Here is a 25,680-nt window from a genome sequence, read left to right on the forward strand (position 1 = left end):
CCTCCCACTGCATTGCGCAGTGGAAGGTTGTTTCCAGCACTTAGTGTTGCTCGTCTGGCTTCTTCTTCAACTTCGGGTTCGGAAAAAACTGCACGGCCTGAACCTTGGCGTCCGGCACCTTGAGTGCCGAAGTATTGACCCGTGTGCCCAATTCCTTGGGCACCGACAAACCTTGTTCATTCAGCGTGTCGGAATAACCGCAGGCCACGCACTCGCGATGCGGAACTGCGTCTTCGCTCCACATCATCAACTTGTCCGGCTCGCTGCAAGCCGGGCAGACCGCCCCGGCGATAAAGCGTTTTTTGGTAATCACAGGTCCCTCACTCATGCTGCCGCGTCCTCACTCAGGCCGCTGTGGCGCAAGAGTGCGTCAATCGATGGCGCACGGCCACGGAAGTCGACGAACAGCACCATTGGCTCTTGGGAGCCGCCCCGTGCCAGGATCGCTTCGCGGAAGGCGCGCCCGGTCTCGGCATTGAGCACACCCTCTTCTTCGAATTTCGAGAAGGCATCGGCCGACAATACTTCAGCCCATTTATAGCTGTAGTACCCCGCCGCGTAACCGCCGGCAAAGATGTGGGCGAAGCTGTTGGGGAAGCGGTTGTAGGCCGGCGGACGCATGACCGAGACCTCGTCGCGCACGCCTTCGAGCACTTGCAGCACACTGCGACCGTCGCCGTGGGTAGCGTGCAGTTCGAAGTCGAACAGCGAGAACTCCAATTGGCGGACCATCATCAGGCCGGACTGGAAGTTCTTCGCTGCGAGCATTTTCTCCAGCAGATCCTGAGGCAACGGCTCGCCGGTTTCATAGTGACCGGAAATCAGCGCCAGACCTTCCGGCTCCCAGCACCAGTTTTCCATGAACTGGCTTGGCAGCTCGACCGCATCCCAAGCCACGCCATTAATGCCGGACACGCCAGCATGCTCGACGCGGGTCAGCAGGTGATGCAGGCCGTGACCGAATTCGTGGAACAGCGTAGTCACTTCATCGTGGGTCAGCAGGGCTGGCTTGCCGCTGTCGGCGGGGGTGAAGTTGCACACCAGATTCGCCACCGGGCTTTGCAGCACGCCATTGATCGTGCGGCGATGATCGCGAGCGCCGTCCATCCAGGCACCGCCGCGCTTGTTGGCGCGGGCATACAGGTCGAAGAAGAACCGGCCGACGTGCTGGCCGTTTTCCTTGATTTCGAACAGGCGAACGTCCGGGTGCCAGGTATCGAAGCCTTTCAGCTCGGCGATCTCGATGCCGTACAGGCGCTGGACAATGCTGAACAGCCCACCCAAAACCTTGTCGATCGGGAAGTACGCGCGAAGGGTTTCCTGGGCGACGCTGTAGCGCTGCTCGCGAAGTTTTTCACCGTAGAAACCACTGTCCCAGCTTTGCAGGTCCGGGCAACCTTGCTCGGCGGCGTAGGCCTTGAGCTGTTGCAGATCCTGGGCGGCGAACGGCTTGCTGCGTTTGGCCAGGTCGCGTAGGAAACTCAGCACCTGATCATTGGACTCGGCCATTTTGGTGGCCAGACTCAGCTCCGAGAAACTGGCGAAGCCCAACAGTTTTGCCAGCTCCTGACGCAGGTCGAGGATTTCTTCCATGACCGGGCCGTTGTCATTCTGACCGGCATTCGGGCCTTGGTCCGACGCGCGGGTGCAATAGGCGGCGTAGACTTCTTCACGCAGGGCGCGGTCCTGGGCGTAGGTCATCACCGCGTAGTAACTCGGGAATTCCAGGGTGATCAACCAGCCATCCAGCTCTTTGGCTTGTGCGGCGGCGGCCATTTGCGCCTTGGCCGACTCGGTCAGGCCGGCGAGGGCGGCTTCGTCGGTGACGTGCTTGGTCCAGACCTGGGTAGCATCGAGCAACTGATTGGAGAAGCGGCTGCCCAGCTCCGACAGTTTGCTCTGCACGTCGGCGTAACGTTTTTGCTCTGGCGCAGGCAGGTCGATACCCGACAGACGGAAGTCACGCAGGGCGTGTTCCAGGATCGTTTTCTGCGCCACGTCGAAGCCGGCGGCCTCTGGGCTGTTGGCCAGCGCTTCATAGGCCTGAAACAGTTCACGGTTCTGGCCCAGCTCGGTGGCGTAGGCGCTCAAGGCCGGCAGGCAAGCCTCGTAGGCTTCGCGCAACTCGGCGCTGTTGCACACGGCATTGAGGTGGCTGACCGGGCTCCAGGCGGCGCCCAGACGATCGTTGAGCTCATCCATTGCCAGCACCAGGCCGGCCCAGGTCGGTTGTTTACCCTGGACTTTGAGGATGTCGACGATGGCGGCGCGGTTGTCAGCCAGGATCTTTTCAATGGCCGGTTGCACGTGTTCGGCACGGATCGCCGAGAATGGCGGCAGGTCGTAGGACTGCAGAAGAGGGTTGTTCACGCTCACGGTTGGCACCTTGGCTGGAAAACATGCGGGAAGAAACATGGCCCCATCTTAATTACAATCGACGCTCACCGCAGCTATCAGCAAAAGAGAGAGAGCCTATCGTGACCCTTCGCAAGTATCAGAACCACACGCCGCTGCTGGGCAAAGGCGCCTTTGTCGACGGCTCGGCGGTGGTGATCGGCGACGTCGAAATCGGCGAAGACAGCTCTGTCTGGCCACTGACAGTGATCCGCGGCGACATGCATCGCATCCGAATCGGTGCGCGCACCAGCGTGCAGGACGGCTGCGTGTTGCACATTACCCACGCCGGACCATTCAACCCCGATGGCTTCCCGCTGCTGATCGGTGACGATGTGACCATCGCGCATAAAGTCATGCTTCATGGTTGCGCCGTGGGTAACCGGATTCTGATCGGCATGGGCAGCATCGTCATGGACGGTGCGGTGGTCGAGGACGATGTGATCATCGGCGCCGGCAGTCTGGTACCCCCGGGCAAGCGTCTGGAAAGCGGTTTCCTCTACGTCGGTAGCCCGGTGAAACAGATCCGGCCGCTGAGTGACAAGGAAAAAGCCTTTTTCACCTACAGTGCGGCGAACTACGTGAAGCTCAAGGATCTGCATCTGGCCGAAGGCTACGACCAGCTCTAAGCCTCCTGATAATGGAAAGTGTCTCGCTATTGCTCAGGAGTTTTCATGCATTACCAAACCGTACTGTTCGACCTCGATGGCACGCTGACCGACCCGCGCGAAGGTATCACCCGTTCCATCCAGTTCGCCCTGAGCAAATTGGGCATCGATGAACCGGACCTGACCAGGCTCGAGCACTTCATCGGCCCGCCGTTGTTGCAGGCGTTCATGCAGTTCTACGACTTCGACGAGCCCAAGGCCTGGGAAGCGGTGAACTTCTATCGCGAGCGCTTCAAAGTCACCGGCCTGTATGAGAACCGCGTGTTCGACGGCGTCATGCCGCTGCTGGAAACCCTCGGTGGGCAAGGACGACAGCTGTACATCGCGACTTCCAAACCGTGGGTTTTCGCCCGGGAAATCGCCCGGCACTTCGACTTCGCCAGGCATTTCAAAGTGATTTACGGCAGCGAGCTGGATGGCACGCGGACCAATAAGGTCGAGCTGATTGCGCACTTGATGAGCGAAGAGGGCCTGGACCCGGCCAATACCCTGATGATTGGCGACCGTAAACACGATCTGATCGGCGCTCGCAGCAATGGGCTGGACGCAGCGGCGGTGGGTTATGGGTTTGGCAGCCGGGAAGAGTTGAGCGCTGAAGCACCGGCGTATCACTTCGAGACACTGGAGGAGATGCATCGGGCGTTTTTGCAGCGTTAGTTGTCTTCGCAGCCGCTCCCACATGGGTCTATGTTCGCAGATTTAATGTGGGAGCGAGCCTGCTCGCGAAGAGGCCCGCTCAGCCACCGGGACTCTACGATCCCGCCAATACCTTCAACGCCGCCTTACGCTCCTCAACCGGCAACGCGCCCAGCCTCTCCACCTCCGCATAAAACCTCACCCAATCCCCCTCGACCTGTTTGAACAATGCGGCAAACGCCGGCACCCACTGGTCGTACAAACCAAACGGCAACAGTCGGGCATTGTTCATCGGGGTGTTGATCCACGCGTCGTAGCGTTTGTTCCCGGCCCATTGGCTGTCGCGTAGCGTCCGGTATTCACGGCGCAATTGTTCGAACTCTGCCGCTTTTCGCTCGCGCATTTGTTCGGCAGGCAGCGGCAGGGCGTAAAGCCGTTCCAGCCTGGTGCGGGTGTCCAGCACCAACTGAATGAACTGGTCGCGTTGCTGCACCAATGCTCCGTTATCCGGTGGCAGGCCGCGGAATGCGCGCCATTGCCGAGTACCTTCCTGCTCGACGAAGGTGGCGAAGGACTCGTTGAATTCGGTGTCGTCTTTCACATAAAAACGTTGATGGGCGAGTTCGTGGAAAATCAGCGTGGCCAACCGTTCGTCGCCCCAACCCATCATCGAGCTCATGATCGGGTCGTTGAACCAACCGAGCGTCGAATAGGCCTCGACGCCGCCAATCGACACGTCCATACCTTGCAATCGTTGCAACGCGGCCTCACCGCGGGCAGCGCTCTGGCTGTAATACCCGCGATAGGCGACGCAGCCAGCGATGGGGAAGCAATGATTTTGTGGCTTCAGCGAAAACTCCGGCGTGGCAAAGACGTTCCAGACTACAAACGGTCGGCCGATGTCGGCGTACAGGCGGTAGCTCTGGTTGTCCGGCAGGTGCAGGTATTGGCTGGCGAAGGTCCGGGCCTTTTGAGATTGGGCCAGATGCGCACGCAATTGCTGATCGCGGCCGGAGTCGGCAATCACACTGGAAACCGGCTCCCGTGCCCGCAGCAAATGCAGCTGACCACTGGCCAATTGGCCGTAATAGCTGACGCTTGCGCAACCGTTGAGCAACAAAAAAATCACACCCGGAAACAAAATGCGTAAAACGCGATCAAGTAACCCAAGGCTTGGACGCGGCCTGATCAAAATAAAAACATCCCTGGAAAGTCTGCCCGCAAGACTATCCCGCCTATTGGAGCTCCGCTATGCGCAAGTTGATGCTGACGGGAGGCCTGCTGATGCTGGCCGGTTGTGCTGGACTGCCCACCCCTGATCCTTCGCAGGCGTGGATCGATCTGGATTCACGACAGGAAGACGCCGCGCTGCAAGCGGTGGAAGTCGATGACAAGGCCTCCATCGACAAGCGCTACTTCGAGGTGCAGCCCGGTAGCCATGAGCTGACGGTTCGCTACTTGTTTGCGGTCCAGCCAACCAACATTGGCCCCAATGCCGAGCCGCTGTGGCGCGACTGCCAATTGAATGTGAAATTCAAGGACTTCAACGCCGGTCAGCGCTATCAGCTGCAAGCAGGGAATATCGGCTTCCGGCCGTGGGCGAAGCTCTATGATCAACAGCGAAAAGTGATTGGGCAGGGCACACCGGCAGGCTGCCAACGTACTTGATCGACGCTATGCTGAATTATCAGTCCTTGGGAAATTCATCATGCGCAGGTTGTTGCTGTTGCTCGCTGCAGGCGCCTTTGTCGGTTGCACGAGTCCGTTGCCGGCGGTCGATCCGCAGATGGCCTGGGTCGACTTCGCTACGCCGAGTCCCGGCGGGAAACTGCTGATGGCCGAACGGCTGGACAACCAGCGGGTGAGCGACGGACGTTATTTCCAGGTCACCCCGGGGAGCCATGAACTGAGAGTACGCTTCGATTTTGAAGTGTTTGGTGGGGGGCCAGGCCTGTTGAACACTCCCTTGGAGCGAATGTGCTATCTGACTATCAATTACGACCATTTCGAGGCTGGCCAGCGTTACCTGCTGGAAGCGCGTTCTGTGGCGTTCACCCCCAGCGCCCGGCTCTATAACGCCAAGCGGGAGATTGTTGCTGAGGATCGACTGACCAATTGCCTCATATGAGACGAATCAACGGTCATTTTTCTGATAGATGATTTTCTTGGTGCCGCCTTCGCATGAGCCGACGACCATGTTCTGATCGTGAACTTCGTCGTTGGTGACGATTTCCAGGGTGTAGGACGAGACGTTGTTGGCCTGGATCTTGGCTTCGATCTCGGCCTTGAGTTCCTCACAGGATTTCGGTGCCGCGAGGGCCGATGTGGCCAGCGTGCAACAGATAACCGCCAAGACAAAACGTTTCATGGTTGAAGCTCCCTTAAGGCAGCGCGCATGGTGATGCGCTGAAGCTGCTGTCATTTATTCGACCACAGTTTTGTCTGTCAGGTTATGTTTCAGGGCAAAAAAAGACCGCAACCTGCGGAAGGGAACCCGCGAAGGCTGCGATCTTTTACCAGCTAACGTATCAACCCATGATCAGCTGACCAACGTCGCATCCAGGCTGATTTTCGCATTCAGCACTTTGGACACCGGGCAGCCTTCTTTGGCTTTGTTACTCAGTTCCTCGAATTGTGCCTGGGTCGCCCCGGGGATTTTCGCCTTGAGAATCAGTTTTACCGCTGTGATTGCAAAGCCACCGTCTACCTGGTCCAGGGTAACTTCAGCAGTGGTGTCGATACTGTCGGCCTTAAGGTTGGCCTCGCCGAGAATCATTGAAAACGCCATGGAGAAACAGCCCGCGTGAGCCGCGCCGATCAGCTCTTCCGGATTGGTGCCTTTACCCCCTTCGAAACGGGCCTTGAAGCCGTAGGGCGCGTCTCTGAGAACGCCGGTTTCCGTGGAAATCGAGCCGATACCGGTTTTCAGATCACCTTCCCAATGAGCCGATGCTTTCTTTGTGATAGCCATGTCTGCCTCCTCAAGATCCGGCGCGAAACGTCGCGCCTTCGTGGTTTTCGGTTACCAGGGTTCTGAGGATAGACCGTCCGGCAAAGTTCACCTCATCTGATCAGTCTTCTAATTGCGTAGGAATTTTGTCTCTCCTATTGAAACTCGGGTATATGCCCTCATTGCATAGAACACGCTTATAGACTCGGCAGGTATTCGTTCGTGAAAAAACCTGCTTACCCATTGGAGAAGCAGGTTCATGAAACGACTATCCGATATCAAGTTTTCGACCCTCGATCTGGTGCCCGTGCGGGAGAACGGCAGTGCGGCCCAGTCCCTGCACAATTCCCTGGACCTGGCGCAGCACGTCGAAAAATTCGGCTACAACCGCTTCTGGGTCGCCGAACACCACAACATGGACGGGATCGCCAGTTCGGCGACCTCGGTCCTGCTGGGCTATTTGGCTGGCGGCACTTCGACCATTCGTGTCGGTTCGGGTGGCGTGATGTTGCCCAATCACGCGCCGCTGGTGATCGCCGAGCAGTTCGGCACCCTTGAAAGCCTGTATCCGGGACGGATCGACCTGGGCTTGGGGCGCGCGCCCGGCTCCGATCAGATGACCGCCCGCGCCTTGCGTCGTGAGCGCTCCGGCAGTGCGGACGACTTCCCGGAAGATGTGACTGAACTGATGCGCTACCTCGGCCCGCGCACGCCAGACCAGCGGATCATTGCCATGCCGGGTACCGGCACCAATGTTCCGATCTGGTTATTGGGTTCGAGCTTGTTCAGTGCTCAGCTGGCCGGTGAGCGCGGTTTGCCCTACGCCTTCGCCTCACATTTCGCACCGCGCTTCATGCATGAGGCAATTCGCGTTTACCGCAACCACTTCAAGCCTTCAGCGGTTTTGGATAAGCCTTACGTGATGCTCGGCGTGCCACTGGTGGCCGCAGACACTGACGAGCAGGCCGATTACCTGGCAACCTCGGTCTACCAACGGATTCTCGCGTTGATGCGTGGTCAGAGCCTGGTGCAACGCCCGCCAGTGAAGACCATGGACGGCTTGTGGCTGCCTCATGAGAAAGAAGCGGTTGGTGATTTCCTTGGCCTGGCCATGGTCGGCAGCCCGCAGAAAATCCGTGCCAAACTGGACGTGCTGATCGAACAGACTCAGGCCGATGAGCTGATTTTTACCTGTGACCTGTACGAACATGCCGATCGCCTGCACTCCTATGAGTTGCTAGCGCAGGTCATGAAGGGCTGACGCTCAAGTTGCACCCACAAAAAAGCCGACGCCATTGCGTCGGCTTTTTCATTCGCGAGGGCGGTCAGCCCTGCTTATAGACGATTTGCCTGGAGCCTTTTTCACAGGTGCCAACGACTTTTCCGTCAGCAGCAGCGCCTTTGTCGACGATCTCCAGTGTGTAATTGGAAACGCCCTTGGCATCCAGTTTCGCTGAGATTTCGGCTTTCAGCTCGTCGCACGACTTGCCCTGGGCAAAGGCGGCTCCCGCAAGGCTCAACAAACCTATCGCCAAAATAAACTTCTTCATGGGTTGCACTCCCTGGTCGGATCAATAGGTGAGGCACCTGCCATTAGCCGGACGCACTCACCACTTAGCGCTTTGCCATTCCCTATGGCAGTCGGCCGGCGCGCAAGTTCAGAAGACTAGCTTAAGCTCAGCTACTGGCAATCCGGAATCCGACTTTGAGCGTCACCTGGAAGTGTGCTGCTTTGCCGTCCTTGATGTGTCCGCGGGTTTCGGTCACTTCAAACCATTCCATGTACTTGAGGCTTTTATTGGCTTCGGCCAGGGCATTGTTGATGGCGTCTTCAATACTGGTGGTGGATGAGCCAACCAGCTCGACTTTCTTGTAGGTGTGATGGTCAGTCATGGCGTTCTCCTAAGGGTGTGAAATACAGCCTAGCAGTGATTTTTCTTATTTCTTCTGTCGACTAATCCGGAGGGGAGTTCAGATTTACTGCACTTTCTCGAACCCTTGAAGTCCCAACCAACACACGCAACTCAAACAATGCAGGAGAGCCACCATGGCCAATACCTCGTTACGCAAAGCCTCATTGCAAAGCATGGAAGCCGAAATCGAGAGTCTGCTGAAATCGTTGGAAAGCCTGAAGGACGACGCCTCGGACGAGTCGCGTAAAACCCTTAAAACGCTGAAAATCAACGCCGAGAACGCGCTGAAACATTCGCGTCATCTGCTCACCGATGCCTATGAAGAGGTCAAGGTCAAAACCCGTGAAACCGGGATCGCGACTCGCGACTACGCCCAGGAACACCCTTGGACTACAGCCGGCGTCGCCGTTGGTGCGCTGGGTCTTCTGGCAGCCTACCTGCTGTGCAAACGCGGTAATTAAGGCGCCTGGCGCAGTTCGTTTTTAAGCCACTGTGCCAATTGCCGAGCGCGCCCGTCCGCGGCGCGCTTGGGTAGCCATAACGCCAGTTGCGCCGGGGTTTCACAGAAACCCCATGGCGCAACTAGGCGACCGGCCTTCAAATCCTCGGCCACCAGCGGCTCCGGCGCGATGGCCACACCTAGGCCGGCCACTGCCGCCTCCAGCAAATAATACAAATGCTCGAAACCCTGACCGTACTTCAGCGCCTTAGCGTCGAGGCCGCTTTGCTGGGCCCAACTCGGCCAGGCTTGCGGACGTGAGGTGGTATGCAGCAATGGCTCGGTCAGCAGTGCATTTGCCGGTGCGTTCTGCAGCCTTTCGTAACCGACGAATCGTGGGCTCATGACCGGGCCGATGCGTTCGCTGGCCAATTCATAAACTTGCATGTCTGCCGGCCATGGCGGCTCGGCAAACACCAGCAAAGCATCAAGACCGGGCCGCCGTGGATCGAGATCGCCTTCGCCAGCCGACAGGTGCAAGCGCAGATCCGGCAAATCCGCATTGAGTCGCCCCAAACGCGGAATGAACCAGCGCGCCAGCAGGCTGCCCGAGCAGCCGAGCACGAACGGCGCATCGGCGGTGCTTTGGGTCAGTTCGGCGCAAACGTTGCGCAATCGCTCGAAGGCTTCACCGCTGACATCGCGCAAACGGACACCGGCATCTGTGAGTTTCAGGCCGCGTCCATCCTTGATGAACAGACTCACGCCGAGGTGTTCTTCCAGCACCTTGAGTTGTCGGCTGACCGCACCATGAGTGACGTGCAGCTGTTCGGCGGCCTGACTGACGCTGTTCAGGCGGGCAGTGGCCTCGAAGGCGCGAAGGGCGTTCAGCGGCGGAAGGTCGTGGCTCATGGAATCTGTGAGTTTTCCTGACGGGTTGTGGCGATCTTATCGGTTTTCAGTGCGGGATGTCAGGGGTAGAGTGAACCCCATCGTCACCTCTCGAATACAACTGGAGCGACCCATGACCCAGACTAATCTGCGCAACGGCCCCGACGCCAACGGCCTGTTCGGCGCGTTCGGCGGCCGCTACGTCGCCGAAACCCTGATGCCGTTGATCCTCGATCTGGCCCGCGAATACGAAGCGGCCAAGGAAGATCCGGCGTTTAAAGAAGAATTGGCCTACTTTCAGCGTGATTACGTCGGACGTCCAAGCCCACTGTATTTCGCCGAGCGTCTGACAGAGTTCTGCGGCGGCGCGAAGATTTACCTCAAGCGCGAAGAGCTGAACCACACCGGCGCGCACAAGATCAACAACTGCATCGGCCAGATCCTGCTGGCGCGGCGCATGGGCAAGAAACGCATCATCGCTGAGACCGGCGCTGGCATGCACGGCGTGGCGACCGCCACCGTGGCTGCGCGTTTCGGCCTCGATTGCGTGATCTACATGGGCACCACCGACATCGAACGTCAGCAAGCCAACGTGTTTCGCATGAAGCTGCTGGGCGCCGAAGTGATCCCGGTGGTTGCCGGTACCGGCACCCTCAAAGATGCGATGAACGAAGCCCTGCGTGACTGGGTGACCAACGTCGACAGCACCTTCTACCTGATCGGCACCGTGGCCGGCCCACACCCGTATCCCGCCATGGTTCGCGACTTCCAGGCTGTGATCGGCAAGGAAACCCGCGAGCAGTTGCAAGCCCAGGAGGGCCGTCTGCCCGACAGCCTGGTGGCGTGCATTGGCGGTGGTTCCAACGCCATGGGCCTGTTCCACCCGTTCCTCGATGACAAGAGCGTTGAGATCATCGGCGTCGAAGCTGCCGGTTATGGCATCGAAACCGGCAAGCACGCGGCCAGCCTGAACGGCGGCGTACCGGGTGTTCTGCACGGCAACCGTACTTTCCTGCTGCAGGACGACGACGGCCAGATCATCGACGCTCATTCGATCTCCGCCGGCCTCGACTATCCGGGCATCGGCCCGGAACACGCCTGGTTGCATGACATCGGTCGCGTCCAGTACACCTCGGTGACTGACGATGAAGCCCTCGACGCGTTCCACAAATGCTGCCGTCTGGAAGGGATTATTCCTGCACTGGAAAGCGCACATGCCCTGGCCGAAGTGTTCAAACGCGCACCAACGCTGCCGAAAGATCACTTGATGGTGGTCAACTTGTCTGGCCGTGGCGACAAAGACATGCAGACCGTGATGCACCACATGGAACACTCTCAACAAGAGCAATCCAAGCAGGAGAAACACTGATGAGCCGCCTGCAAACGCGTTTTGCCGAACTCAAGGAACAAAACCGCGCCGCCCTGGTGACCTTCGTGACGGCCGGCGACCCGAGCTACGACACGTCCCTGGCGATCCTCAAAGGCTTGCCGGGAGCGGGTGCCGATGTAATCGAGTTGGGCATGCCTTTCACCGATCCAATGGCCGATGGCCCGGCGATTCAACTGGCCAACATTCGTGCGTTGGGCGCCAAACAGAACCTGGCGAAAACCTTGCAGATGGTTCGCGAGTTCCGCGAAGGCAATAACGAGACTCCGCTGGTGCTGATGGGTTACTTCAACCCGATTCACATGTATGGCGTGCCGCGTTTCATCGCTGAAGCCAAAGAGGCCGGCGTCGATGGCTTGATCGTGGTCGACATGCCGCCCGAGCATAATCGCGAGCTGTGCGACCCGGCACAGGCGGCAGGCCTGGACTTCATTCGTCTGACCACTCCGACGACTGATGACGTGCGCTTGCCGACGGTATTGAACGGCAGTTCCGGATTTGTTTACTACGTGTCGGTGGCGGGTGTGACCGGTGCGGGCGCGGCGACTCTGGAACATGTCGAAGAAGCCGTCACCCGTCTGCGTCGCCATACCGATCTGCCGATCAGCATCGGTTTTGGTATCCGCACACCGGAGCAAGCGGCGTCCATCGCGCGTCTGGCCGACGGTGTGGTGGTGGGGTCGGCACTGATCGACCACATCGCCAATGCCTCGACGCCGGATCAGGCTGTGGAGGGTGTACTCAGCCTGTGCGCGGCCTTGTCTGACGGCGTACGTAAAGCGCGGGTCAGCTGAAGGAAAAGTTCCTGATACAGAGGATTAGAGCCTCACAGCACAGACTAAACAGCAAGACCGAGGGCTTCAGGACTACGTTCTGAAGCCCTTTTTGCTGTATGGCTGTGAGGAAAGACTTGGCGTCGAGCGGGAGGCAATAGGGTGTTGATCGCCGTAGGCAGCGGGATTGTTTATGAAATTCTTGATCGCGGTTGAATACAAAAAGATCGCAGCCTTCGGCAGCTCTTATAGGGGAATGCGATACCTCTGTAGGAGTTGCCAAAGGCTGCGATCTTTTGCTTTCAGGGCAACTCCAACCCACCCGCGGCCTTGTGCAGCTTCCGCAAATGCTCGCCAACCTGCTTCAGGTTGGCTTCGTTGGCGGCCATCTCGGCGGCACGACTCGGCTCGAGCAACGCTCTCACTTCCTTGTCGAGATCCCCAGTTAGTGCTTGCAGCTGCTTCTGGCGCAGGTTGCTTTCCGACTCCAGACGCGTCCACTCGTTCGGTTGCGGCAAACCATAACCACCGGTGCCGAGCAGTTCGGCCGGACGGCTGAGGAAGCCGCTGTTGGCTAGAATCTCCTGCAAGGTCGCATTGGCTTTATCCATGCCGCCATTCTTCAATTCCCGAGCGCCCAGATAACGTTGTTTCACTTCGTCCTGGGCCAGTACCATCTGCTGACGGAAACTGGCCTGCTCCAGCAGCAGCAATGCCGCGCTGGTGCGTAAGTCAGCCTGGTCAATCCATTTGCGGCGTTCCTCAGCTTTCAAGGACAGCCAGTCCTCGACCTTGTCCTGCTTGATCGGTAAATGCTTCTTCAGCACTTCGAACATCGCTTGATAACGCTCGCGGAAGGAGTCGAAGCGATAGCCTAGACGTAACGCTTCGCGGGGATCGTCCAGCACGCTGGTGTTCGCCAATCCGCGGCCCTTGAGCACTTCCAGCAAACCGTTGGGCATGATGCTGTCGAGGCCAACCAGTTGCGCATTGTTGGTGCTGCTGCGCAGTAATTTCAGGCCTTCTACCGCGCAGTTGTTGGACAGGAAAAAATAGTTGCCGTCGTAACTCCAGTGCATCTCCGCAGCGTGTTCCACCACGTCTTCGATCTCGCTGTGCGACAGGTTCAGCGGCACCGAGGCCAGGCTGCGCAATTCGGTCTTGGTGTATTCGTCGATCACCTGGGCCAGCGGCAAGACAAACAGGCGCGATGGGTATTTACCCACCAGCCCATCCCAGCTCGACAGCTGTAAGTCACCGACGAAGGCGCGGTAGGACAGCACCAAGTGCTGATCCAGATCCAGTCGACAATCCGGCCCGCGAGGCCGACCCGGTGCACAGATCACCAGTCGCAGCATGCTGTGCCCCCAGCGGCTGACCCAGTTCTGGTTGGCTTCTGCCAGTAGATAGTCAACAGCGTAAACCCGCTCTGGATCGACCTGGCCCAGGGGCTGCTTGGCGAAGTCGTTACCCGCATTGAGGAAGGCGAATGATTGGGCGCATGTATCTTTGGCGGCGGGCGCCCAACCGAAATGTTCTTTGTAGTAGCGATACAGCGCAGGACGACGGCAGGCATAGCTTGGGTCGAGGAGGAAATACTCCATGTTGACCGCGACGAACTCCTTCGGGCTGCTCGTCTCGTAGATATCCGGGCTGCGGGCAATCTGCCGGTTGTGCTGTTCACGCTCGCCGCGTCGACCGACGTATTGTGGCCAGCCGGCCAAATCCAGCAGACGTGGGTCATCGCTGAGGGTCCAGCGTCGTTCCGTCTGCCCGCGGCATTGATCGGGGATGCCGATCAGCCCGGAGCTGCTGTTGCGTTGCTTGCAGCGCTGGATCAGCGTGCGCTCGGCGTCTGGCCACAGACGCGCACGGTCATAAATATGGGTGAGTTCGTGCAACACCGTGGCGAGCATTTCCCGGCGCACGGTACCGTGGGGACGATAAGTTTTTTGGGTCGCGGCGCTGCCGTTGGTGAGGCTGGCGAGCAGATTGCGATTCAGGTCCAGCTCGGACACCAGCGACGCCTGGCCGTAAGCATCGCTCGGCATGTCGTCGGTCCAGCCGACATCAATTCGTCGGTCCAGTTGCTGGATGAAGCGCGGCGGTAAAGCCTGCATGGCTTCATCGAGCAGCGCCTGACTGGCCTGCTGTTGCGCGGGGCTCAGACCGTCGGTCTTGAGCCATAGTTGCAGGCTGGCCTGAGCTGTGTTGCCAAGCAGCAACACAACCCCGGCCAGCAGCCAGGCGCCTAGCGACTTCACAGTGCGAGGATGGCTTCGGCGAGAACCTGATCACTGGCGTCTCGGGCTTCCGGTACGCGGGTGCGCAAGGTGTCGAAGGCCGCTTCCAGGTGCGCACCACGGATTTCACCGTCGCTGGCGACGAAACTGGCCGCATCGTCGTGGGCTTCACGGACAATCTTCGAATCACGGATGGACGTGGTGGTATCGGATGTGAAATCAAGCGAGCGCTGGGAGGCACGAATGATGATGTTACTGGTGGCTACCAGGGTGTGCGCCTGGGCCACGTCGGCCAACAACAGCAGGCCAAGGGTGGCAGCAATCAGCGGGCTACGCATGGAACGACTCCGGAGGAACAAGGGATAACTATTGGACGAGAATTGCCTGTGCCAGTTCAAGGTCACTGGCATGAAGTTTTGGCTGGGTCCGGCGCAGGTAAATCAAGGCGGCCTCCAGTTGCGATCCTCGCAGTTGGCCGTCACTGGCAATGAACGCGGCAGCATCATCCCGGGCGGCGATCAGCAGTTTATGGTCGAAGGGCGCGGAGGTCACCATGCTGGAGGCATAACCACTGGCCACGGTGCCTTGCGTAGAGAGGTTGAAAGCGTCGAAGGCATGGGCCGAACCCGACCAGCAAGCCGCAAGAAAAACCGCAGTGATCGACAGATTGGAAAGAAAACGCATGAGACTCGTTAGCTGAAAGCGAGTCCCAAGGCTAGCGCAATGCCCAGGCTGGAGCCAGTGCCGAAACATGGGGACACCTGTGGGAGCGGGCTTGCTCGCGAAAGCGGTGTGTCAGGCGACATCAATGTTCGATGTGCTGACGCCTTCGCTAGCAAGCCCGCTCTCACATGGATTGCGACTAACTGAACAGCATTAGGGCGTGTCCTGCGTCAGAGCTATCGCTTAGATCGTCAGGATGGCCTGGGCCAGCTGTGCGTCGGTCGCATTCAGTTGTGGAGTCTGTTGGCGGATGTGGTCGAGCGCGCTTTCCAGTTTCACACCACGAATGGCGCCTTCACTGGCGACGAAGCTGGCGGCATCGTCACGAGCAGCACGGACGATTTTGTCGTCGCGAAAGGAAGACGAGACGTCCGACGTTGCGTCAGAGGACGCCTTCAGTCCACCAACAATGGAATCGGTGGTCACGATAAAACTGGTGGCGTGGGAATTGGCAGCAACGGCAAGCAGGGCGGCAGCGCTGAGCAGACGAAGACGGGACATGGGGGTAGCTCCTTTGGATAGACCGATTTAGAGGTGGCTCAGGATCAGACGCCTGTCGTAAAGCGCTCGCCACGTTCTATCTGGATATTAGGCCTGTGCACCGCGGTTAGAACAGTCCTGTCTGATAATGGAGAAAGCTAGCGCCAGAACGGTTTGTCCACTTCGTTGAGGCGGTCGGCATGACTGATGCCCAGATCCGAGAGCTTTTGATCATTGAGTTGGCCCAGTAACCGTCGGGTGCGAGCCCTTTCCAGGCTGTCGGCGAACGCTCTCAGTAATCTTCGAAGCCTGGCCAAACGGGTGTTCGCTTGCGGTGTGTGATGGAAACATTTAGTAAGTTATTCATGGGCGCGGTCTTTTTGCCAACTTGTCGGGATTCAATGGTGACCCCCCTTACGCCTGCGGGCACAGACACACGTCGATGAAATTGTACTGGTTAAATTTGTTTAATTTATAAACTGTACCTATTAGGAGTTATCTCTTCTGTACGGCCCAATATGAAAGCTCCAAAACGACAAAACCCGTCGTGGTTTCCCACGACGGGTTTTGTTTGTTCAATTCGGGTGCTGGCGGTGGATCCGGAGGATCAGAGCCAGCGACGCTAACTTAGCGCCAGAACGGCTTGCTCAGCTCTTCGTAGCGTTGTGCTTCGCTAATCCCGGCGTCAGCCAGCAGACGCGAATCCAGACGAGCCAGTTGATGGCGGCTGGTGATGCGGCGCTGCCACAGCATCAGGTTGGCGATAACGCGCAGAGGCAGGGAAGCCTGGGTTTTTGCAGCAGTATCTTCGAAGAACAGTTCGGAACTGAGTGTACGTTCCATGGTTGACATCCTTCCGCTTATGGCGGGATTAGGTAGTGGTTTAACTGATGCCAATGATCCTCTCGTTTGGCTAGTCTCTGTAGATACAGTTCACCTGTATTGTGAGAGACCAGTTAACTGTTAAAAGGCAGTGTACTGGTCGAAATTGAGGCAACTGTACTTGTCTGCACTAACATAGTGCATTGTTGCTCAGTTCAGCGCAAAATATAGGAAAATCTCATAGTAAAAGACCGGTACAGCAGTACAGTTTTTGACGATGTTGAGTGTTATCTCCGCGAGCTGACGAAACTGTGTTTGCGCCAGCTGCAATCTGTATCAATTACCCCGCCAGCATGCGCCCGGTTTCTTCCAGGTTTATGTGCCAACTCAGGGCATCGCGAAGGATGTGCGGGGTATGCCCGCCGACTGCGCAAGCGGCAGTGAAGTAGTCATTCAAGGCTGGTCGATAGTCCGGGTGAACGCAGTTGTCGATGATGACCCGGGCGCGCTCACGCGGTGCCAGGCCACGCAAGTCGGCCAGGCCTATCTCGGTCACGAGAATGTCGACGTCATGTTCTGTGTGGTCGACGTGGCTGACCATGGGAACCACGCTGGAAATCGCGCCACCCTTGGCAATCGATTTGGTGACAAAGATCGCCAGGTGCGCATTGCGCGCGAAATCGCCGGAGCCGCCGATGCCGTTCATCATCCGCGTGCCGCAGACGTGGGTGGAATTGACGTTGCCGTACAGGTCGAACTCCAAGGCAGTGTTGATGCCAATGATGCCCAGGCGTCGGACCACTTCGGGATGGTTCGAGATTTCTTGAGGGCGCAGCACCAGCTTGTCCTTATAGTGCTCCAGATTCCCGAACACATCGGCATTGCGCCGGCTCGACAGGGTGATCGAACTGCCGGAAGCAAAGCTCAGCTTGCCAGCGTCGATCAGGTCGAAAGTCGAATCCTGCAGCACTTCGGAGTACATGGTCAGGTCTTCAAACGGCGCGTCGATCAAGCCGCACATCACCGAATTGGCAATAGTGCCGATACCGGCTTGCAGCGGGCCGAGCTTGTTGGTCATGCGCCCGGCAGCCACTTCTTGTTTGAAGAAATCGATCAGGTGGTCCGCGATGGCCTGTGTATCACTGTCCGGCGGCAAGACAGTGGACGGCGAGTCAGACTGGTTAGTGATCACAATCGCGACGATTTTTTCGGGCGGTATCGGGATGGCGGTGCTGCCGATGCGGTCGTCGACCTTCACCAGCGGAATCGGGGTGCGGGTCGGCCGGTAGGTCGGGATATAGATGTCGTGCAGACCTTCGAGATTCGGGTTGTGAGCCAGGTTTATCTCGACGATCACGTGCTTGGCGAAAATCGCGAAGCTGGCCGAGTTGCCTACCGAGGTGGTCGGCACGATATGGCCTTGCTCGGTGATTGCCACGGCTTCGATCACTGCGATGTCCGGTAGCTTGAGCTGTTGGTTACGCAGTAGCTCTACGGTTTCCGACAGGTGCTGGTCGATGAACATGACTTCGCCGGCATTGATCGCCTTGCGCAGGGTGCTATCCACCTGGAATGGCATGCGTCGCGACAGTACGCCGGCTTCAGTCAGTTGTTTGTCGAGGTCGTTGCCCAGGCTGGCACCGGTCATCAGGGTGATTTTCAGTGGCGTGACCTTGGCGCGCTCGGCCAGTGCATGAGGCACGGCCTTGGCTTCGCCGGCTCGGGTAAAGCCGCTCATGCCGACGGTCATGCCGTCCTGAATCAGAGCGGCAGCGTCGGCGGCGCTCATCACCTTGTCCAACAACGAAGGCAAGCGAATACGGTCACGGTACATAATTATTTTCTCGGGGCAACGGAAGCTAGGTGCGCAGTCTAGTGAATTTGATGAGCCTGCGTCCCGCTACCAAGGTCGCATTCGAGGCGTCTATTCTGGGTCTTTCAGACAAAACACCGTTACAGGATCGGTAACAGCCACAAACAAAAACGCCCCGACGAGTCGGGGCGTTCAGGTTGCCGAAGGGTATTACTCGACGGCTTTAACCATGTCTTCGATGACTTTCTTGGCATCGCCGAAAACCATCATGGTCTTGTCCAGGTAGAACAGCTCGTTGTCCAGACCGGCATAGCCGCTGGCCATCGAGCGCTTGTTCACGATGATGGTCTTGGCTTTGAACGCTTCCAGAATAGGCATGCCGGCAATCGGCGATTTCGGATCGTTCTTGGCGGCCGGGTTAACCACGTCGTTGGCGCCGAGCACCAGCACCACGTCGGCCTGACCGAACTCGGAGTTGATGTCTTCCATCTCGAACACCTGGTCGTAAGGCACTTCGGCCTCGGCCAGCAATACGTTCATGTGGCCAGGCATCCGACCCGCAACCGGGTGGATGGCGTACTTCACGGTCACGCCGCGGTGGGTCAGCTTCTCGGTCAGCTCTTTCAATGCGTGCTGCGCGCGGGCCACCGCCAGGCCATAGCCCGGAACGATGATCACCGTGTCGGCGTTGGTCAGCAGGAAAGTGGCGTCGTCAGCCGAACCGGATTTCACCGGGCGGGCTTCTTTCGAACCAGCCGGGCCAGCCGCGTCCGCGGTGTTGCCGAAGCCGCCGAGCAGAACGTTGAAGAACGAACGGTTCATCGCCTTGCACATGATGTACGAGAGAATCGCACCGCTTGAGCCCACCAGCGAGCCGGCAATGATCAGCATCGAGTTGTTCAGCGAGAAGCCGATACCCGCTGCTGCCCAGCCGGAGTAACTGTTCAGCATGGACACCACGACGGGCATGTCGGCGCCGCCGATCGGGATGATGATCAGCACACCCATCACGAAGGCCAGGGCCAGCATCAGAGCAAACGCGCCGAGATTGCCGGTCAGCATGAAGGTGATGCCCAGTGCCAGCGTCGCCAGACCCAGCAGCAGGTTCAGCTTGTGTTGACCGCTAAACTGTACTGGTGCGCCCTGGAACAGACGGAATTTGTACTTGCCCGACAGCTTGCCAAACGCGATCACCGAACCGGAGAAGGTGATTGCACCGATGGCTGCGCCGAGGAACAGTTCCAGACGGTTGCCCGCCGGAATCGAATCACCCAGCTGTTTAACGATGCCCAGAGACTGCGGCTCGACCACCGCCGCAATAGCGATGAACACTGCGGCCATACCGATCATGCTGTGCATGAAGGCGACCAGTTCCGGCATCTTGGTCATTTCAACGCGCTTGGCCATGATCGAGCCGGCAGTGCCGCCGACCAACAGACCTACGATGACGTAACCGATGCCGGCAGTAGCAAGCTCAGCGCCCAGCTTATAGATGAGGCCCACGGTAGTGAGGATCGCCAACGCCATGCCGAGCATGCCGTAGACATTGCCGCGCCGCGACGTGGTGGGGTGCGACAGGCCTTTGAGGGCCTGGATGAAGCAGATCGACGCGATCAGGTAGAGCGTCGTTACCAGATTCATGCTCATTACTTGGGCGCCTCTTCTTTTACGGCTTTCGGGGCTTTTTTCTTGAACATCTCAAGCATTCTGCGAGTCACGAGGAAACCACCGAACACGTTCACCGCTGCCAGAGCCACCGCCAGGGTGCCCATGGTCTTGCCCAGTGGGGTCACGGTCAAAGCTGCCGCCAGCATGGCGCCGACGATCACAATCGCCGAAATGGCGTTGGTCACCGCCATCAATGGCGTGTGAAGTGCAGGTGTAACGTTCCACACCACGTGATAACCGACATAAATCGCCAGCACGAAGATGATCAGGTTGTAGATACCGGGGGAGATAAGCTCTTCCATCGTCTGAATCCCTGCTTAGGCGTTTTTGCGGATGACTTGGCCGTCGCGGCACATCAGGCACGCGGCGACGATGTCGTCTTCGAGGTTCACTTCAAACTGGCCTTCTTTGTTGAAGACCAGCTTCAGGAAGTCCAGCAGGTTGCGGGCGTACAGTGCCGAAGCGTCTGCCGCGACTGCGCCGGCCAGATTGGTCGGGCCGCAAATGGTCACGCCATTCTCGACGACCACCTGATCGGCCACGGTCAGCGGGCAGTTGCCGCCCTGGGCTGCCGCGAGGTCGATGACCACCGAGCCTGGCTTCATCTGCGCCACGGTTTCGGCGCTTAATAGCGTCGGCGCCTTGCGGCCCGGGATCAGTGCGGTGGTGATGACGATGTCAGCCTGCTTGGCGCGTTCGTGCACGGCCAAGGCCTGGCGCTGCATCCAGCTGGCCGGCATTGGGCGCGCGTAACCGCCGACACCGACGGCGCATTCGCGCTCTTCATCGGTTTCGTACGGCACATCGACGAATTTCGCACCCAGGGATTCGATTTGTTCCTTCACCGCAGGACGCACGTCGGACGCTTCAATCACGGCACCCAGACGTTTCGCCGTGGCAATCGCCTGCAAACCGGCTACGCCTGCGCCAAGAATCAGCACGCGCGCCGCTTTCACGGTGCCCGCGGCGGTCATCAGCATCGGCATGAAGCGTGGATAGTAGTGAGCAGCCAGCAACACGGCTTTATAGCCGGCGATGTTCGCCTGGGAGGACAACACATCCAGGCTCTGAGCGCGGGAGGTGCGCGGCGCGGCCTCCAGTGCGAAAGCGGTAATGCCGCACTCAGCCATCTTGGCAATGGTTTCATTGCTGAACGGATTGAGCATGCCCACCACAACGGTACCGCTCTTGATCAGAGTCAGCTCACTGTCGCTGGGGGCAACCACCTTGAGGATCAGCTCGGCGCCAAATGCATCATTGGCGCTGCCAATAATTGCGCCTGCCGCTTCATAAGCACTGTCGACAACGCTGGCATTAATGCCGGCGCCGCTTTGCACAGTGACCTTATGACCCTGGCCGATCAACTTCTTGATGGTTTCCGGGGTTGCAGCAACCCGTGTTTCACCCGTCTGGGTTTCGAGAGGAACACCAATGTGCACGTCAAATCTCCTGCGTGATCTTATTGAGTAAACCCATGCACTTCGGATGGTGCGTCTGGGGCGGCCGATCAGCACGATCCCGCCAAATCAGGGCGGGGCGCGGCATTTTGCAGGCGAACTTTGTGCCCTTCAAGGGATTATGACGGGTGACGGAAAATTAACTACAAGTCACCCCGTGACCGAATGTCGCACTTATCGGAGCAACCCCTTGCAGGCCGTGGCTTGTGAGGATTCTGTCCAAAATTCAAGAATTTACACATCGGCACGGTGAATGAGGCGTCATTGCCTGACAATAGAGGCTCAAGGCCACGTATTCAGGCCTTTGTAGGACGTTTGTGCTACTCCTCAGTACAGTCTGCCAATATGCGACAAATACTTATATCTGTAGTGCTTTTGTTTTGCTGACTACGAGGTCAGCTAATAAGTGCGAGCCTTTATCCTTCTAGGCTGTAGCTTTGTGCCTGATTCACCAGCCAATCGCGAAATGCCTTTAAAGAGGCTGATTCGACCTTTCGCTCGGGAATCATCAGGTAGTAGGCCTTAATGCTCGATAGTGCCTGGGCGTTGGCAATCACCAGACGCTTCTCTGCTAATTCGCGCTGAATCAGGAACGGTGGAATCAGCGCGATCCCCATATCGTGCATCGCCGCTTGAGCAAGCATGGAGAATAGCTCGTAACGCGGCCCTGTCATGTCTCGTGGGATATTCAGGTTTTGAGAGTTGAACCACTGGCGCCAGGCATAAGGGCGTGTGGTCTGCTGCAGCAGGGGCAGTTCGGCGATTTCACTGGGGCTCAGGTTGGTTTTTTTGCCCAGTAACGTGGGGCTGCACACCGGCATCGGATTTTCGCCCATTAGCCTGTGGGATTCGGTACCCGACCAGTCGGCGTCGCCAAAATAGATCGCGGCATCGAAATCGGTATCGGCAAACAGGAAGGGGCGGGTGCGGTTGGTGAGGTTAACCGTCACTTCCGGATGTTTGTGCTGAAAGTCCTTGAGCCGCGGCAGCAGCCATTGAGTACCGAAGGTTGGTACCACCGCCAGCTCGATCACGTTGGCGCCTTGTTGGCCCATCACTGACAAGGTGTCCCGTTCAACCGCGTCGAGTTGGGTGGCCACTCGGCGGCTGTAGGAAAGCCCGGCCTCCGTCAGCTTCACTCCGCGCCGCGAACGTCGGAATAGTTCGACGCTGAGGAACTCCTCAAGGCTGGCGATCTGTCGGCAAATCGCTCCCTGCGTGAGGGAAAGTTCCTGGGCGGCCTTGGTAAAGCTCTCGTGGCGCGCTGCAGCTTCAAAGCTGATCAGGGCGGTTGTGCTGGGGATTTTTCTGCGCATGTACGTCAACCTCACTAATACATCGCATACAGGCTATTTTTGCGACGTTACGGAGTGAGAAATTAGCACAACAGTATGCAAAATCCTCGTTTGCCGTGAAACCGAACCCGGCCTAGGATCACTCCACGTTATTTGACCCGATTCGAGAGGACTCACTCATGGGCGGTAAAGCTAGCTTCAACTGGATCGATCCCCTGCTGCTGGATCAACAGCTCACTGAAGAAGAACGCATGATTCGCGACACGGCTCAGCAATTTGCTCAGCAGAAGCTCGCGCCACGCGTTCTCGAAGCTTTCCGTCATGAGAAGACCGACCCGGCGATCTTCCGTGAGATGGGTGAAGTGGGTCTATTGGGTGCGACCATTCCTGAGCAATACGGTGGCAGCGGCCTTAACTACGTCAGTTACGGTCTGATTGCCCGTGAGGTCGAGCGTGTCGACTCCGGCTATCGCTCGATGATGAGCGTGCAGTCCTCGCTGGTCATGGTACCGATCAACGAATTCGGTACCGAAGCACAGAAGCAGAAATACCTGCCGAAGCTGGCCTCGGGTGAATGGATCGGTTGCTTCGGTCTGACCGAGCCTGACCACGGTTCCGACCCGGGCGCGATGATTACTCGTGCACGCAAAGTGGAAGGCGGCTACAGCCTCACCGGCAGCAAAATGTGGATCACCAACAGCCCGATCGCCGATGTGTTCGTGGTTTGGGGCAAGGACGACGCGGGTGACATCCGTGGTTTTGTTCTGGAGAAGGGCTGGAAAGGCCTGAGCGCTCCGGCGATTCACGGCAAGGTTGGCCTGCGTGCATCCATCACCGGCGAGATCGTCATGGACAACGTGTTTGTCCCTGAAGAGAACATCTTCCCGGATGTCCGTGGTTTGAAAGGCCCTTTTACCTGCCTTAACTCGGCGCGTTACGGTATTTCCTGGGGCGCACTGGGCGCTGCCGAGTTCTGCTGGCACACCGCTCGTCAATACACCCTGGATCGTAAACAGTTTGGTCGTCCATTGGCGGCCACACAGTTGATCCAGAAGAAGCTGGCCGACATGCAGACCGAGATCACTCTGGCGCTGCAAGGCTGCCTGCGTCTGGGTCGTATGAAGGATGAAGGCACTGCTGCCGTCGAGATTACTTCGATGATGAAGCGCAACTCCTGTGGCAAGTCCTTGGACATTGCTCGCATGGCGCGCGACATGCTGGGTGGTAACGGCATCTCCGATGAGTTCGGTGTCGCTCGGCACCTGGTCAATCTGGAGGTGGTGAATACCTATGAAGGTACGCATGACGTCCACGCACTGATCCTCGGTCGCGCGCAGACCGGCATCCAGGCGTTCTATTAATAGGGGAACGACCATGGGCGCGCTTTCGCATCTACGGGTACTGGATTTATCACGGGTGCTTGCCGGGCCTTGGGCCGGGCAGATCCTGGCGGACCTTGGTGCCGAAGTCATCAAGGTCGAGCGCCCGGGCAATGGCGATGACACGCGCGCCTGGGGGCCTCCGTTCCTTAAAGACGCCTATGGCGAGAACACCAGCGAGGCGGCCTATTACTTGTCCGCCAACCGCAACAAGCAATCAGTGACCATCGACTTCACGCGGCCAGAGGGGCAGCAGTTGGTGCGTGAGTTGGCGGCAAAGTCGGACATCCTCATTGAAAACTTCAAGGTGGGTGGCCTGGCGGCTTATGGGTTGGACTATGAGTCGCTCAAGGCGCTTAATCCGAAGCTGATCTATTGCTCGATCACTGGATTCGGTCAGACAGGTCCGTATGCCAAACGTGCGGGTTACGACTTCATGATCCAGGGCTTGGGCGGTCTGATGAGTTTGACTGGCCGTCCCGAAGGAGATGAGGGTGCAGGCCCGGTGAAAGTCGGTGTGGCGCTGACAGATATTTTGACCGGGCTCTATTCAACGGTAGCGATCCTGGCGGCCTTGGCTCATCGGGATCAGGGCGGTGGCGGTCAGCATATAGACATGGCATTGCTGGATGTTCAGGTGGCTTGTCTGGCCAATCAGGCGATGAACTACCTGACTACAGGCGTTGCGCCTAAACGCCTGGGCAACGCTCACCCGAATATCGTGCCTTATCAGGACTTTCCTACGGCCGATGGCGACTTCATCCTCACCGTGGGTAACGATGGGCAGTTCCGCAAGTTTGCGCAGGTGGCTGGTCAGCCGCAGTGGGCGGATGATCCACGTTTTGCGACCAACAAATTGCGGGTGGCTAACCGAGCAGTACTGATTCCGCTGATCCGCCAGGCGACCGTGTTCAAGACTACTGCCGAATGGGTGGCGCAGTTAGAGCAGGCAGGCGTGCCATGCGGACCGATCAATGATCTGGCTCAGATGTTTGCCGATCCTCAGGTTCAGGCGCGTGGGTTGGCCATTGAGCTGCCTCATGCTTTGGCCGGGATGGTGCCGCAGGTTGCGAGCCCGATTCGTCTGTCCGAGACTCCGGTGGAGTACCGTAATGCGCCTCCTTTGTTGGGCGAGCACACGCTGGAGGTTTTGCAGCGGGTGTTGGGTCTGGATGCCGGCGTTGTTGCCGGGTTCAAGGCGTCTGGAGTGCTCTGAGTATTCCTTCTATATAGCAGGGCTGGTTTTGCTCTCCTATATAGAGGGGAATGCGCAGTTTTCCGGCTTTCCGCAAGCTATTGATAGAAAAGCGTAATCAGGGGTTGACGGCAGATTCTGGAAGTCTATAATTCGCCCCACTTCCGGCGCAGTCGAAACGGAAAACTCCTTGGTAAACAAAGAGTTATGCGGTTTTCGACAGCGGTTACGCTTCAGTTCATCGAAGCCAGAAGGAGTTGGTAAGGCAGTGTGTTTTCGCCTTATTGACGGTTCGATCATCTCGGTCGAAAGCGGAGAAAAAGAGGTGTTGACAGCAGCGAGTAACGCTGTAGAATTCGCCTCCCGCTAACGAGAGATCGGAAGCGCAAGTGGTTGAAGTTACAAAGGAAACTTTGAAAACTTCTGAAAATAACCGCTTGACAGCAACAGAGGCTGCTGTAGAATGCGCGCCTCGGTTGAGACGAAAGATCTTAACCAATCGCTCTTTAACAACTGAATCAAGCAATTCGTGTGGGTGCTTGTGGAGTCAGACT

The 25,680-nt window shown here is 58.0% G+C and carries 28 protein-coding genes and 2 pseudogenes; 11 read left to right on the plus strand and 19 right to left on the minus strand.

All coding sequences use genetic code 11. The features are described from left to right. Nucleotides 1-40: 40 nt before the first annotated feature. Both AB7M29_RS03720 and prlC read right to left on the minus strand, forming a co-directional pair. Nucleotides 41-328 (minus strand): YheV family putative zinc ribbon protein, encoded by a 288-nt coding sequence (locus AB7M29_RS03720; RefSeq protein WP_048397319.1) that lies wholly within the window; start codon nucleotides 326-328, stop codon nucleotides 41-43. Further along, on the minus strand, nucleotides 325-2,376 hold the full coding sequence (prlC, locus tag AB7M29_RS03725) for an oligopeptidase A (RefSeq protein ID WP_454246353.1): 2,052 nt from the start codon (nucleotides 2,374-2,376) through the stop codon (nucleotides 325-327). Before prlC ends, AB7M29_RS03720 begins: the two co-directional genes overlap by 4 nt. 101 nt (nucleotides 2,377-2,477) lie before the next feature. Between prlC and AB7M29_RS03730 the strand changes: the two genes are divergently transcribed. Then, the gene (locus tag AB7M29_RS03730; RefSeq protein WP_217857038.1) at nucleotides 2,478-3,023 is read left to right on the plus strand and encodes a gamma carbonic anhydrase family protein; all 546 of its coding nucleotides are present in this window, start codon (nucleotides 2,478-2,480) and stop codon (nucleotides 3,021-3,023) included. A 45-nt stretch (nucleotides 3,024-3,068) separates the two neighbouring features. Beyond that, on the plus strand, nucleotides 3,069-3,719 hold the full coding sequence (locus AB7M29_RS03735) for an HAD family hydrolase (protein WP_052963587.1): 651 nt from the start codon (nucleotides 3,069-3,071) through the stop codon (nucleotides 3,717-3,719). A 94-nt stretch (nucleotides 3,720-3,813) separates the two neighbouring features. Here AB7M29_RS03735 and AB7M29_RS03740 read toward each other — a convergent pair whose 3' ends face one another. Continuing rightward, nucleotides 3,814-4,890 (minus strand): aminopeptidase, encoded by a 1,077-nt coding sequence (locus AB7M29_RS03740; RefSeq protein ID WP_217857040.1) that lies wholly within the window; start codon nucleotides 4,888-4,890, stop codon nucleotides 3,814-3,816. 59 nt (nucleotides 4,891-4,949) lie between these two features. Between AB7M29_RS03740 and AB7M29_RS03745 the strand changes: the two genes are divergently transcribed. Both AB7M29_RS03745 and AB7M29_RS03750 read left to right on the plus strand, forming a co-directional pair. After that, the gene (locus AB7M29_RS03745; protein ID WP_217857041.1) at nucleotides 4,950-5,366 is read left to right on the plus strand and encodes a PA0061/PA0062 family lipoprotein; all 417 of its coding nucleotides are present in this window, start codon (nucleotides 4,950-4,952) and stop codon (nucleotides 5,364-5,366) included. Nucleotides 5,367-5,406: 40 nt separating this feature from the next. Continuing rightward, nucleotides 5,407-5,826, plus strand: a complete 420-nt coding sequence (locus AB7M29_RS03750) for a PA0061/PA0062 family lipoprotein (RefSeq protein WP_217857042.1) — start codon at nucleotides 5,407-5,409, stop codon at nucleotides 5,824-5,826. 6 nt (nucleotides 5,827-5,832) lie between these two features. Here AB7M29_RS03750 and AB7M29_RS03755 read toward each other — a convergent pair whose 3' ends face one another. Both AB7M29_RS03755 and AB7M29_RS03760 read right to left on the minus strand, forming a co-directional pair. After that, a complete protein-coding gene (locus AB7M29_RS03755; protein WP_217857043.1) occupies nucleotides 5,833-6,066 on the minus strand; it encodes a DUF1161 domain-containing protein in 234 nt (77 codons plus the stop codon). A gap of 171 nt (nucleotides 6,067-6,237) precedes the next feature. Next, the gene (locus AB7M29_RS03760; protein WP_008008030.1) at nucleotides 6,238-6,669 is read right to left on the minus strand and encodes an OsmC family protein; all 432 of its coding nucleotides are present in this window, start codon (nucleotides 6,667-6,669) and stop codon (nucleotides 6,238-6,240) included. 238 nt (nucleotides 6,670-6,907) lie between these two features. Between AB7M29_RS03760 and AB7M29_RS03765 the strand changes: the two genes are divergently transcribed. Beyond that, on the plus strand, nucleotides 6,908-7,909 hold the full coding sequence (locus AB7M29_RS03765; RefSeq protein ID WP_217857044.1) for an LLM class flavin-dependent oxidoreductase: 1,002 nt from the start codon (nucleotides 6,908-6,910) through the stop codon (nucleotides 7,907-7,909). 64 nt (nucleotides 7,910-7,973) lie between these two features. Here the strand turns inward: AB7M29_RS03765 and AB7M29_RS03770 are convergent, their stop codons facing one another. Continuing rightward, entirely contained in the window at nucleotides 7,974-8,198 is a 225-nt protein-coding gene (locus tag AB7M29_RS03770; RefSeq protein WP_454246354.1) for a DUF1161 domain-containing protein, read from the minus strand. Nucleotides 8,199-8,325: 127 nt separating this feature from the next. Further along, complete coding sequence (locus tag AB7M29_RS03775) at nucleotides 8,326-8,541, minus strand: dodecin (protein WP_007902773.1); 216 nt, start codon at nucleotides 8,539-8,541, stop codon at nucleotides 8,326-8,328. A gap of 154 nt (nucleotides 8,542-8,695) precedes the next feature. Between AB7M29_RS03775 and AB7M29_RS03780 the strand changes: the two genes are divergently transcribed. Further along, nucleotides 8,696-9,022 carry a DUF883 family protein gene (locus AB7M29_RS03780; protein WP_454246355.1) on the plus strand — a complete coding sequence of 109 codons (327 nt, stop codon included), beginning with the start codon at nucleotides 8,696-8,698 and terminating at the stop codon, nucleotides 9,020-9,022. On the opposite strand, the gene AB7M29_RS03785 is transcribed toward AB7M29_RS03780, so the two are convergent. Next, nucleotides 9,019-9,912: a LysR family transcriptional regulator gene (locus tag AB7M29_RS03785; protein ID WP_454246356.1), complete on the minus strand. Its 894-nt coding sequence runs from the start codon at nucleotides 9,910-9,912 to the stop codon at nucleotides 9,019-9,021. The genes AB7M29_RS03780 and AB7M29_RS03785 overlap by 4 nt on opposite strands. Nucleotides 9,913-10,024: 112 nt before the next feature. Here AB7M29_RS03785 and trpB point away from each other — a divergent pair, with 112 nt between their 5' ends. The 3 genes and pseudogenes from trpB to AB7M29_RS03800 form a co-directional block, all read left to right on the plus strand. Next, nucleotides 10,025-11,260 carry a tryptophan synthase subunit beta gene (gene trpB, locus AB7M29_RS03790; protein ID WP_007902766.1) on the plus strand — a complete coding sequence of 412 codons (1,236 nt, stop codon included), beginning with the start codon at nucleotides 10,025-10,027 and terminating at the stop codon, nucleotides 11,258-11,260. Continuing rightward, nucleotides 11,260-12,072, plus strand: a complete 813-nt coding sequence (gene trpA, locus AB7M29_RS03795) for a tryptophan synthase subunit alpha (RefSeq protein WP_454246357.1) — start codon at nucleotides 11,260-11,262, stop codon at nucleotides 12,070-12,072. Before trpB ends, trpA begins: the two co-directional genes overlap by 1 nt. 108 nt (nucleotides 12,073-12,180) lie before the next feature. Beyond that, nucleotides 12,181-12,267: pseudogene (locus AB7M29_RS03800) on the plus strand (anti-virulence regulator CigR family protein); the annotation flags it as partial. An 86-nt stretch (nucleotides 12,268-12,353) separates the two neighbouring features. On the opposite strand, the gene AB7M29_RS03805 reads toward AB7M29_RS03800, so the two are convergent. The 11 genes and pseudogenes from AB7M29_RS03805 to AB7M29_RS03855 form a co-directional block, all read right to left on the minus strand. Then, nucleotides 12,354-14,315 carry a DUF7844 domain-containing protein gene (locus tag AB7M29_RS03805; RefSeq protein WP_454246358.1) on the minus strand — a complete coding sequence of 654 codons (1,962 nt, stop codon included), beginning with the start codon at nucleotides 14,313-14,315 and terminating at the stop codon, nucleotides 12,354-12,356. After that, nucleotides 14,312-14,632, minus strand: coding sequence for a DUF2388 domain-containing protein (locus tag AB7M29_RS03810; protein ID WP_052963596.1), 321 nt, complete (start codon nucleotides 14,630-14,632; stop codon nucleotides 14,312-14,314). Before AB7M29_RS03810 ends, AB7M29_RS03805 begins: the two co-directional genes overlap by 4 nt. 28 nt (nucleotides 14,633-14,660) lie before the next feature. After that, entirely contained in the window at nucleotides 14,661-14,978 is a 318-nt protein-coding gene (locus tag AB7M29_RS03815) for a DUF2388 domain-containing protein (RefSeq protein WP_217857049.1), read from the minus strand. 222 nt (nucleotides 14,979-15,200) lie between these two features. Continuing rightward, nucleotides 15,201-15,518, minus strand: coding sequence for a DUF2388 domain-containing protein (locus AB7M29_RS03820; protein ID WP_007902756.1), 318 nt, complete (start codon nucleotides 15,516-15,518; stop codon nucleotides 15,201-15,203). A 137-nt stretch (nucleotides 15,519-15,655) separates the two neighbouring features. Next, nucleotides 15,656-15,864 (minus strand): annotated as a pseudogene (locus AB7M29_RS03825) (DUF1127 domain-containing protein). Nucleotides 15,865-16,124: 260 nt separating this feature from the next. Continuing rightward, a complete protein-coding gene (locus AB7M29_RS03830; RefSeq protein ID WP_008018491.1) occupies nucleotides 16,125-16,340 on the minus strand; it encodes a DUF1127 domain-containing protein in 216 nt (71 codons plus the stop codon). Nucleotides 16,341-16,659: 319 nt separating this feature from the next. Beyond that, a complete protein-coding gene (locus AB7M29_RS03835) occupies nucleotides 16,660-18,153 on the minus strand; it encodes an acetyl-CoA hydrolase/transferase family protein (protein WP_454246359.1) in 1,494 nt (497 codons plus the stop codon). 189 nt (nucleotides 18,154-18,342) lie between these two features. Then, nucleotides 18,343-19,779, minus strand: a complete 1,437-nt coding sequence (locus tag AB7M29_RS03840) for an NAD(P)(+) transhydrogenase (Re/Si-specific) subunit beta (protein WP_448722617.1) — start codon at nucleotides 19,777-19,779, stop codon at nucleotides 18,343-18,345. Further along, nucleotides 19,779-20,102, minus strand: coding sequence for an NAD(P) transhydrogenase subunit alpha (locus AB7M29_RS03845; RefSeq protein ID WP_003187010.1), 324 nt, complete (start codon nucleotides 20,100-20,102; stop codon nucleotides 19,779-19,781). Before AB7M29_RS03845 ends, AB7M29_RS03840 begins: the two co-directional genes overlap by 1 nt. Before the next feature lie 15 nt (nucleotides 20,103-20,117). Next, nucleotides 20,118-21,239, minus strand: a complete 1,122-nt coding sequence (locus AB7M29_RS03850; RefSeq protein WP_217857053.1) for a Re/Si-specific NAD(P)(+) transhydrogenase subunit alpha — start codon at nucleotides 21,237-21,239, stop codon at nucleotides 20,118-20,120. Between the two features lie 434 nt (nucleotides 21,240-21,673). Beyond that, a complete protein-coding gene (locus tag AB7M29_RS03855) occupies nucleotides 21,674-22,573 on the minus strand; it encodes a LysR family transcriptional regulator (protein WP_052963602.1) in 900 nt (299 codons plus the stop codon). A 158-nt stretch (nucleotides 22,574-22,731) separates the two neighbouring features. On the opposite strand from AB7M29_RS03855, the gene AB7M29_RS03860 reads away from it, so the two are divergent. Continuing rightward, on the plus strand, nucleotides 22,732-23,913 hold the full coding sequence (locus AB7M29_RS03860) for an acyl-CoA dehydrogenase (RefSeq protein WP_030129615.1): 1,182 nt from the start codon (nucleotides 22,732-22,734) through the stop codon (nucleotides 23,911-23,913). 13 nt (nucleotides 23,914-23,926) lie between these two features. Further along, complete coding sequence (locus tag AB7M29_RS03865; protein ID WP_454246360.1) at nucleotides 23,927-25,147, plus strand: CaiB/BaiF CoA transferase family protein; 1,221 nt, start codon at nucleotides 23,927-23,929, stop codon at nucleotides 25,145-25,147. Nucleotides 25,148-25,680: the final 533 nt, after the last annotated feature.

Source organism: Pseudomonas sp. F-14 TE3623 (assembly GCF_053629015.1).

Excerpts from the sequence above, each read along its gene's own strand:
- AB7M29_RS03860 (WP_030129615.1), top strand. The coding sequence starts at position 22,732 with ATGGGCGGTAAAGCTAGCTTCAACTGGATCGATCCCCTGCTGCTGGAT.
- AB7M29_RS03745 (WP_217857041.1), top strand. The coding sequence starts at position 4,950 with ATGCGCAAGTTGATGCTGACGGGAGGCCTGCTGATGCTGGCCGGTTGT.
- AB7M29_RS03720 (WP_048397319.1), bottom strand. The coding sequence starts at position 328 with ATGAGTGAGGGACCTGTGATTACCAAAAAACGCTTTATCGCCGGGGCG.
- AB7M29_RS03830 (WP_008018491.1), bottom strand. The coding sequence starts at position 16,340 with ATGGAACGTACACTCAGTTCCGAACTGTTCTTCGAAGATACTGCTGCA.
- AB7M29_RS03835 (WP_454246359.1), bottom strand. The coding sequence starts at position 18,153 with ATGTACCGTGACCGTATTCGCTTGCCTTCGTTGTTGGACAAGGTGATG.
- trpB (WP_007902766.1), top strand. The coding sequence starts at position 10,025 with ATGACCCAGACTAATCTGCGCAACGGCCCCGACGCCAACGGCCTGTTC.
- AB7M29_RS03780 (WP_454246355.1), top strand. The coding sequence starts at position 8,696 with ATGGCCAATACCTCGTTACGCAAAGCCTCATTGCAAAGCATGGAAGCC.
- AB7M29_RS03840 (WP_448722617.1), bottom strand. The coding sequence starts at position 19,779 with ATGAGCATGAATCTGGTAACGACGCTCTACCTGATCGCGTCGATCTGC.
- AB7M29_RS03755 (WP_217857043.1), bottom strand. The coding sequence starts at position 6,066 with ATGAAACGTTTTGTCTTGGCGGTTATCTGTTGCACGCTGGCCACATCG.
- AB7M29_RS03770 (WP_454246354.1), bottom strand. The coding sequence starts at position 8,198 with ATGAAGAAGTTTATTTTGGCGATAGGTTTGTTGAGCCTTGCGGGAGCC.
- AB7M29_RS03750 (WP_217857042.1), top strand. The coding sequence starts at position 5,407 with ATGCGCAGGTTGTTGCTGTTGCTCGCTGCAGGCGCCTTTGTCGGTTGC.
- AB7M29_RS03775 (WP_007902773.1), bottom strand. The coding sequence starts at position 8,541 with ATGACTGACCATCACACCTACAAGAAAGTCGAGCTGGTTGGCTCATCC.
- AB7M29_RS03865 (WP_454246360.1), top strand. The coding sequence starts at position 23,927 with ATGGGCGCGCTTTCGCATCTACGGGTACTGGATTTATCACGGGTGCTT.
- AB7M29_RS03760 (WP_008008030.1), bottom strand. The coding sequence starts at position 6,669 with ATGGCTATCACAAAGAAAGCATCGGCTCATTGGGAAGGTGATCTGAAA.
- AB7M29_RS03735 (WP_052963587.1), top strand. The coding sequence starts at position 3,069 with ATGCATTACCAAACCGTACTGTTCGACCTCGATGGCACGCTGACCGAC.
- AB7M29_RS03845 (WP_003187010.1), bottom strand. The coding sequence starts at position 20,102 with ATGGAAGAGCTTATCTCCCCCGGTATCTACAACCTGATCATCTTCGTG.
- AB7M29_RS03810 (WP_052963596.1), bottom strand. The coding sequence starts at position 14,632 with ATGCGTAGCCCGCTGATTGCTGCCACCCTTGGCCTGCTGTTGTTGGCC.
- AB7M29_RS03855 (WP_052963602.1), bottom strand. The coding sequence starts at position 22,573 with ATGCGCAGAAAAATCCCCAGCACAACCGCCCTGATCAGCTTTGAAGCT.
- AB7M29_RS03815 (WP_217857049.1), bottom strand. The coding sequence starts at position 14,978 with ATGCGTTTTCTTTCCAATCTGTCGATCACTGCGGTTTTTCTTGCGGCT.
- trpA (WP_454246357.1), top strand. The coding sequence starts at position 11,260 with ATGAGCCGCCTGCAAACGCGTTTTGCCGAACTCAAGGAACAAAACCGC.
- AB7M29_RS03820 (WP_007902756.1), bottom strand. The coding sequence starts at position 15,518 with ATGTCCCGTCTTCGTCTGCTCAGCGCTGCCGCCCTGCTTGCCGTTGCT.
- AB7M29_RS03785 (WP_454246356.1), bottom strand. The coding sequence starts at position 9,912 with ATGAGCCACGACCTTCCGCCGCTGAACGCCCTTCGCGCCTTCGAGGCC.
- AB7M29_RS03765 (WP_217857044.1), top strand. The coding sequence starts at position 6,908 with ATGAAACGACTATCCGATATCAAGTTTTCGACCCTCGATCTGGTGCCC.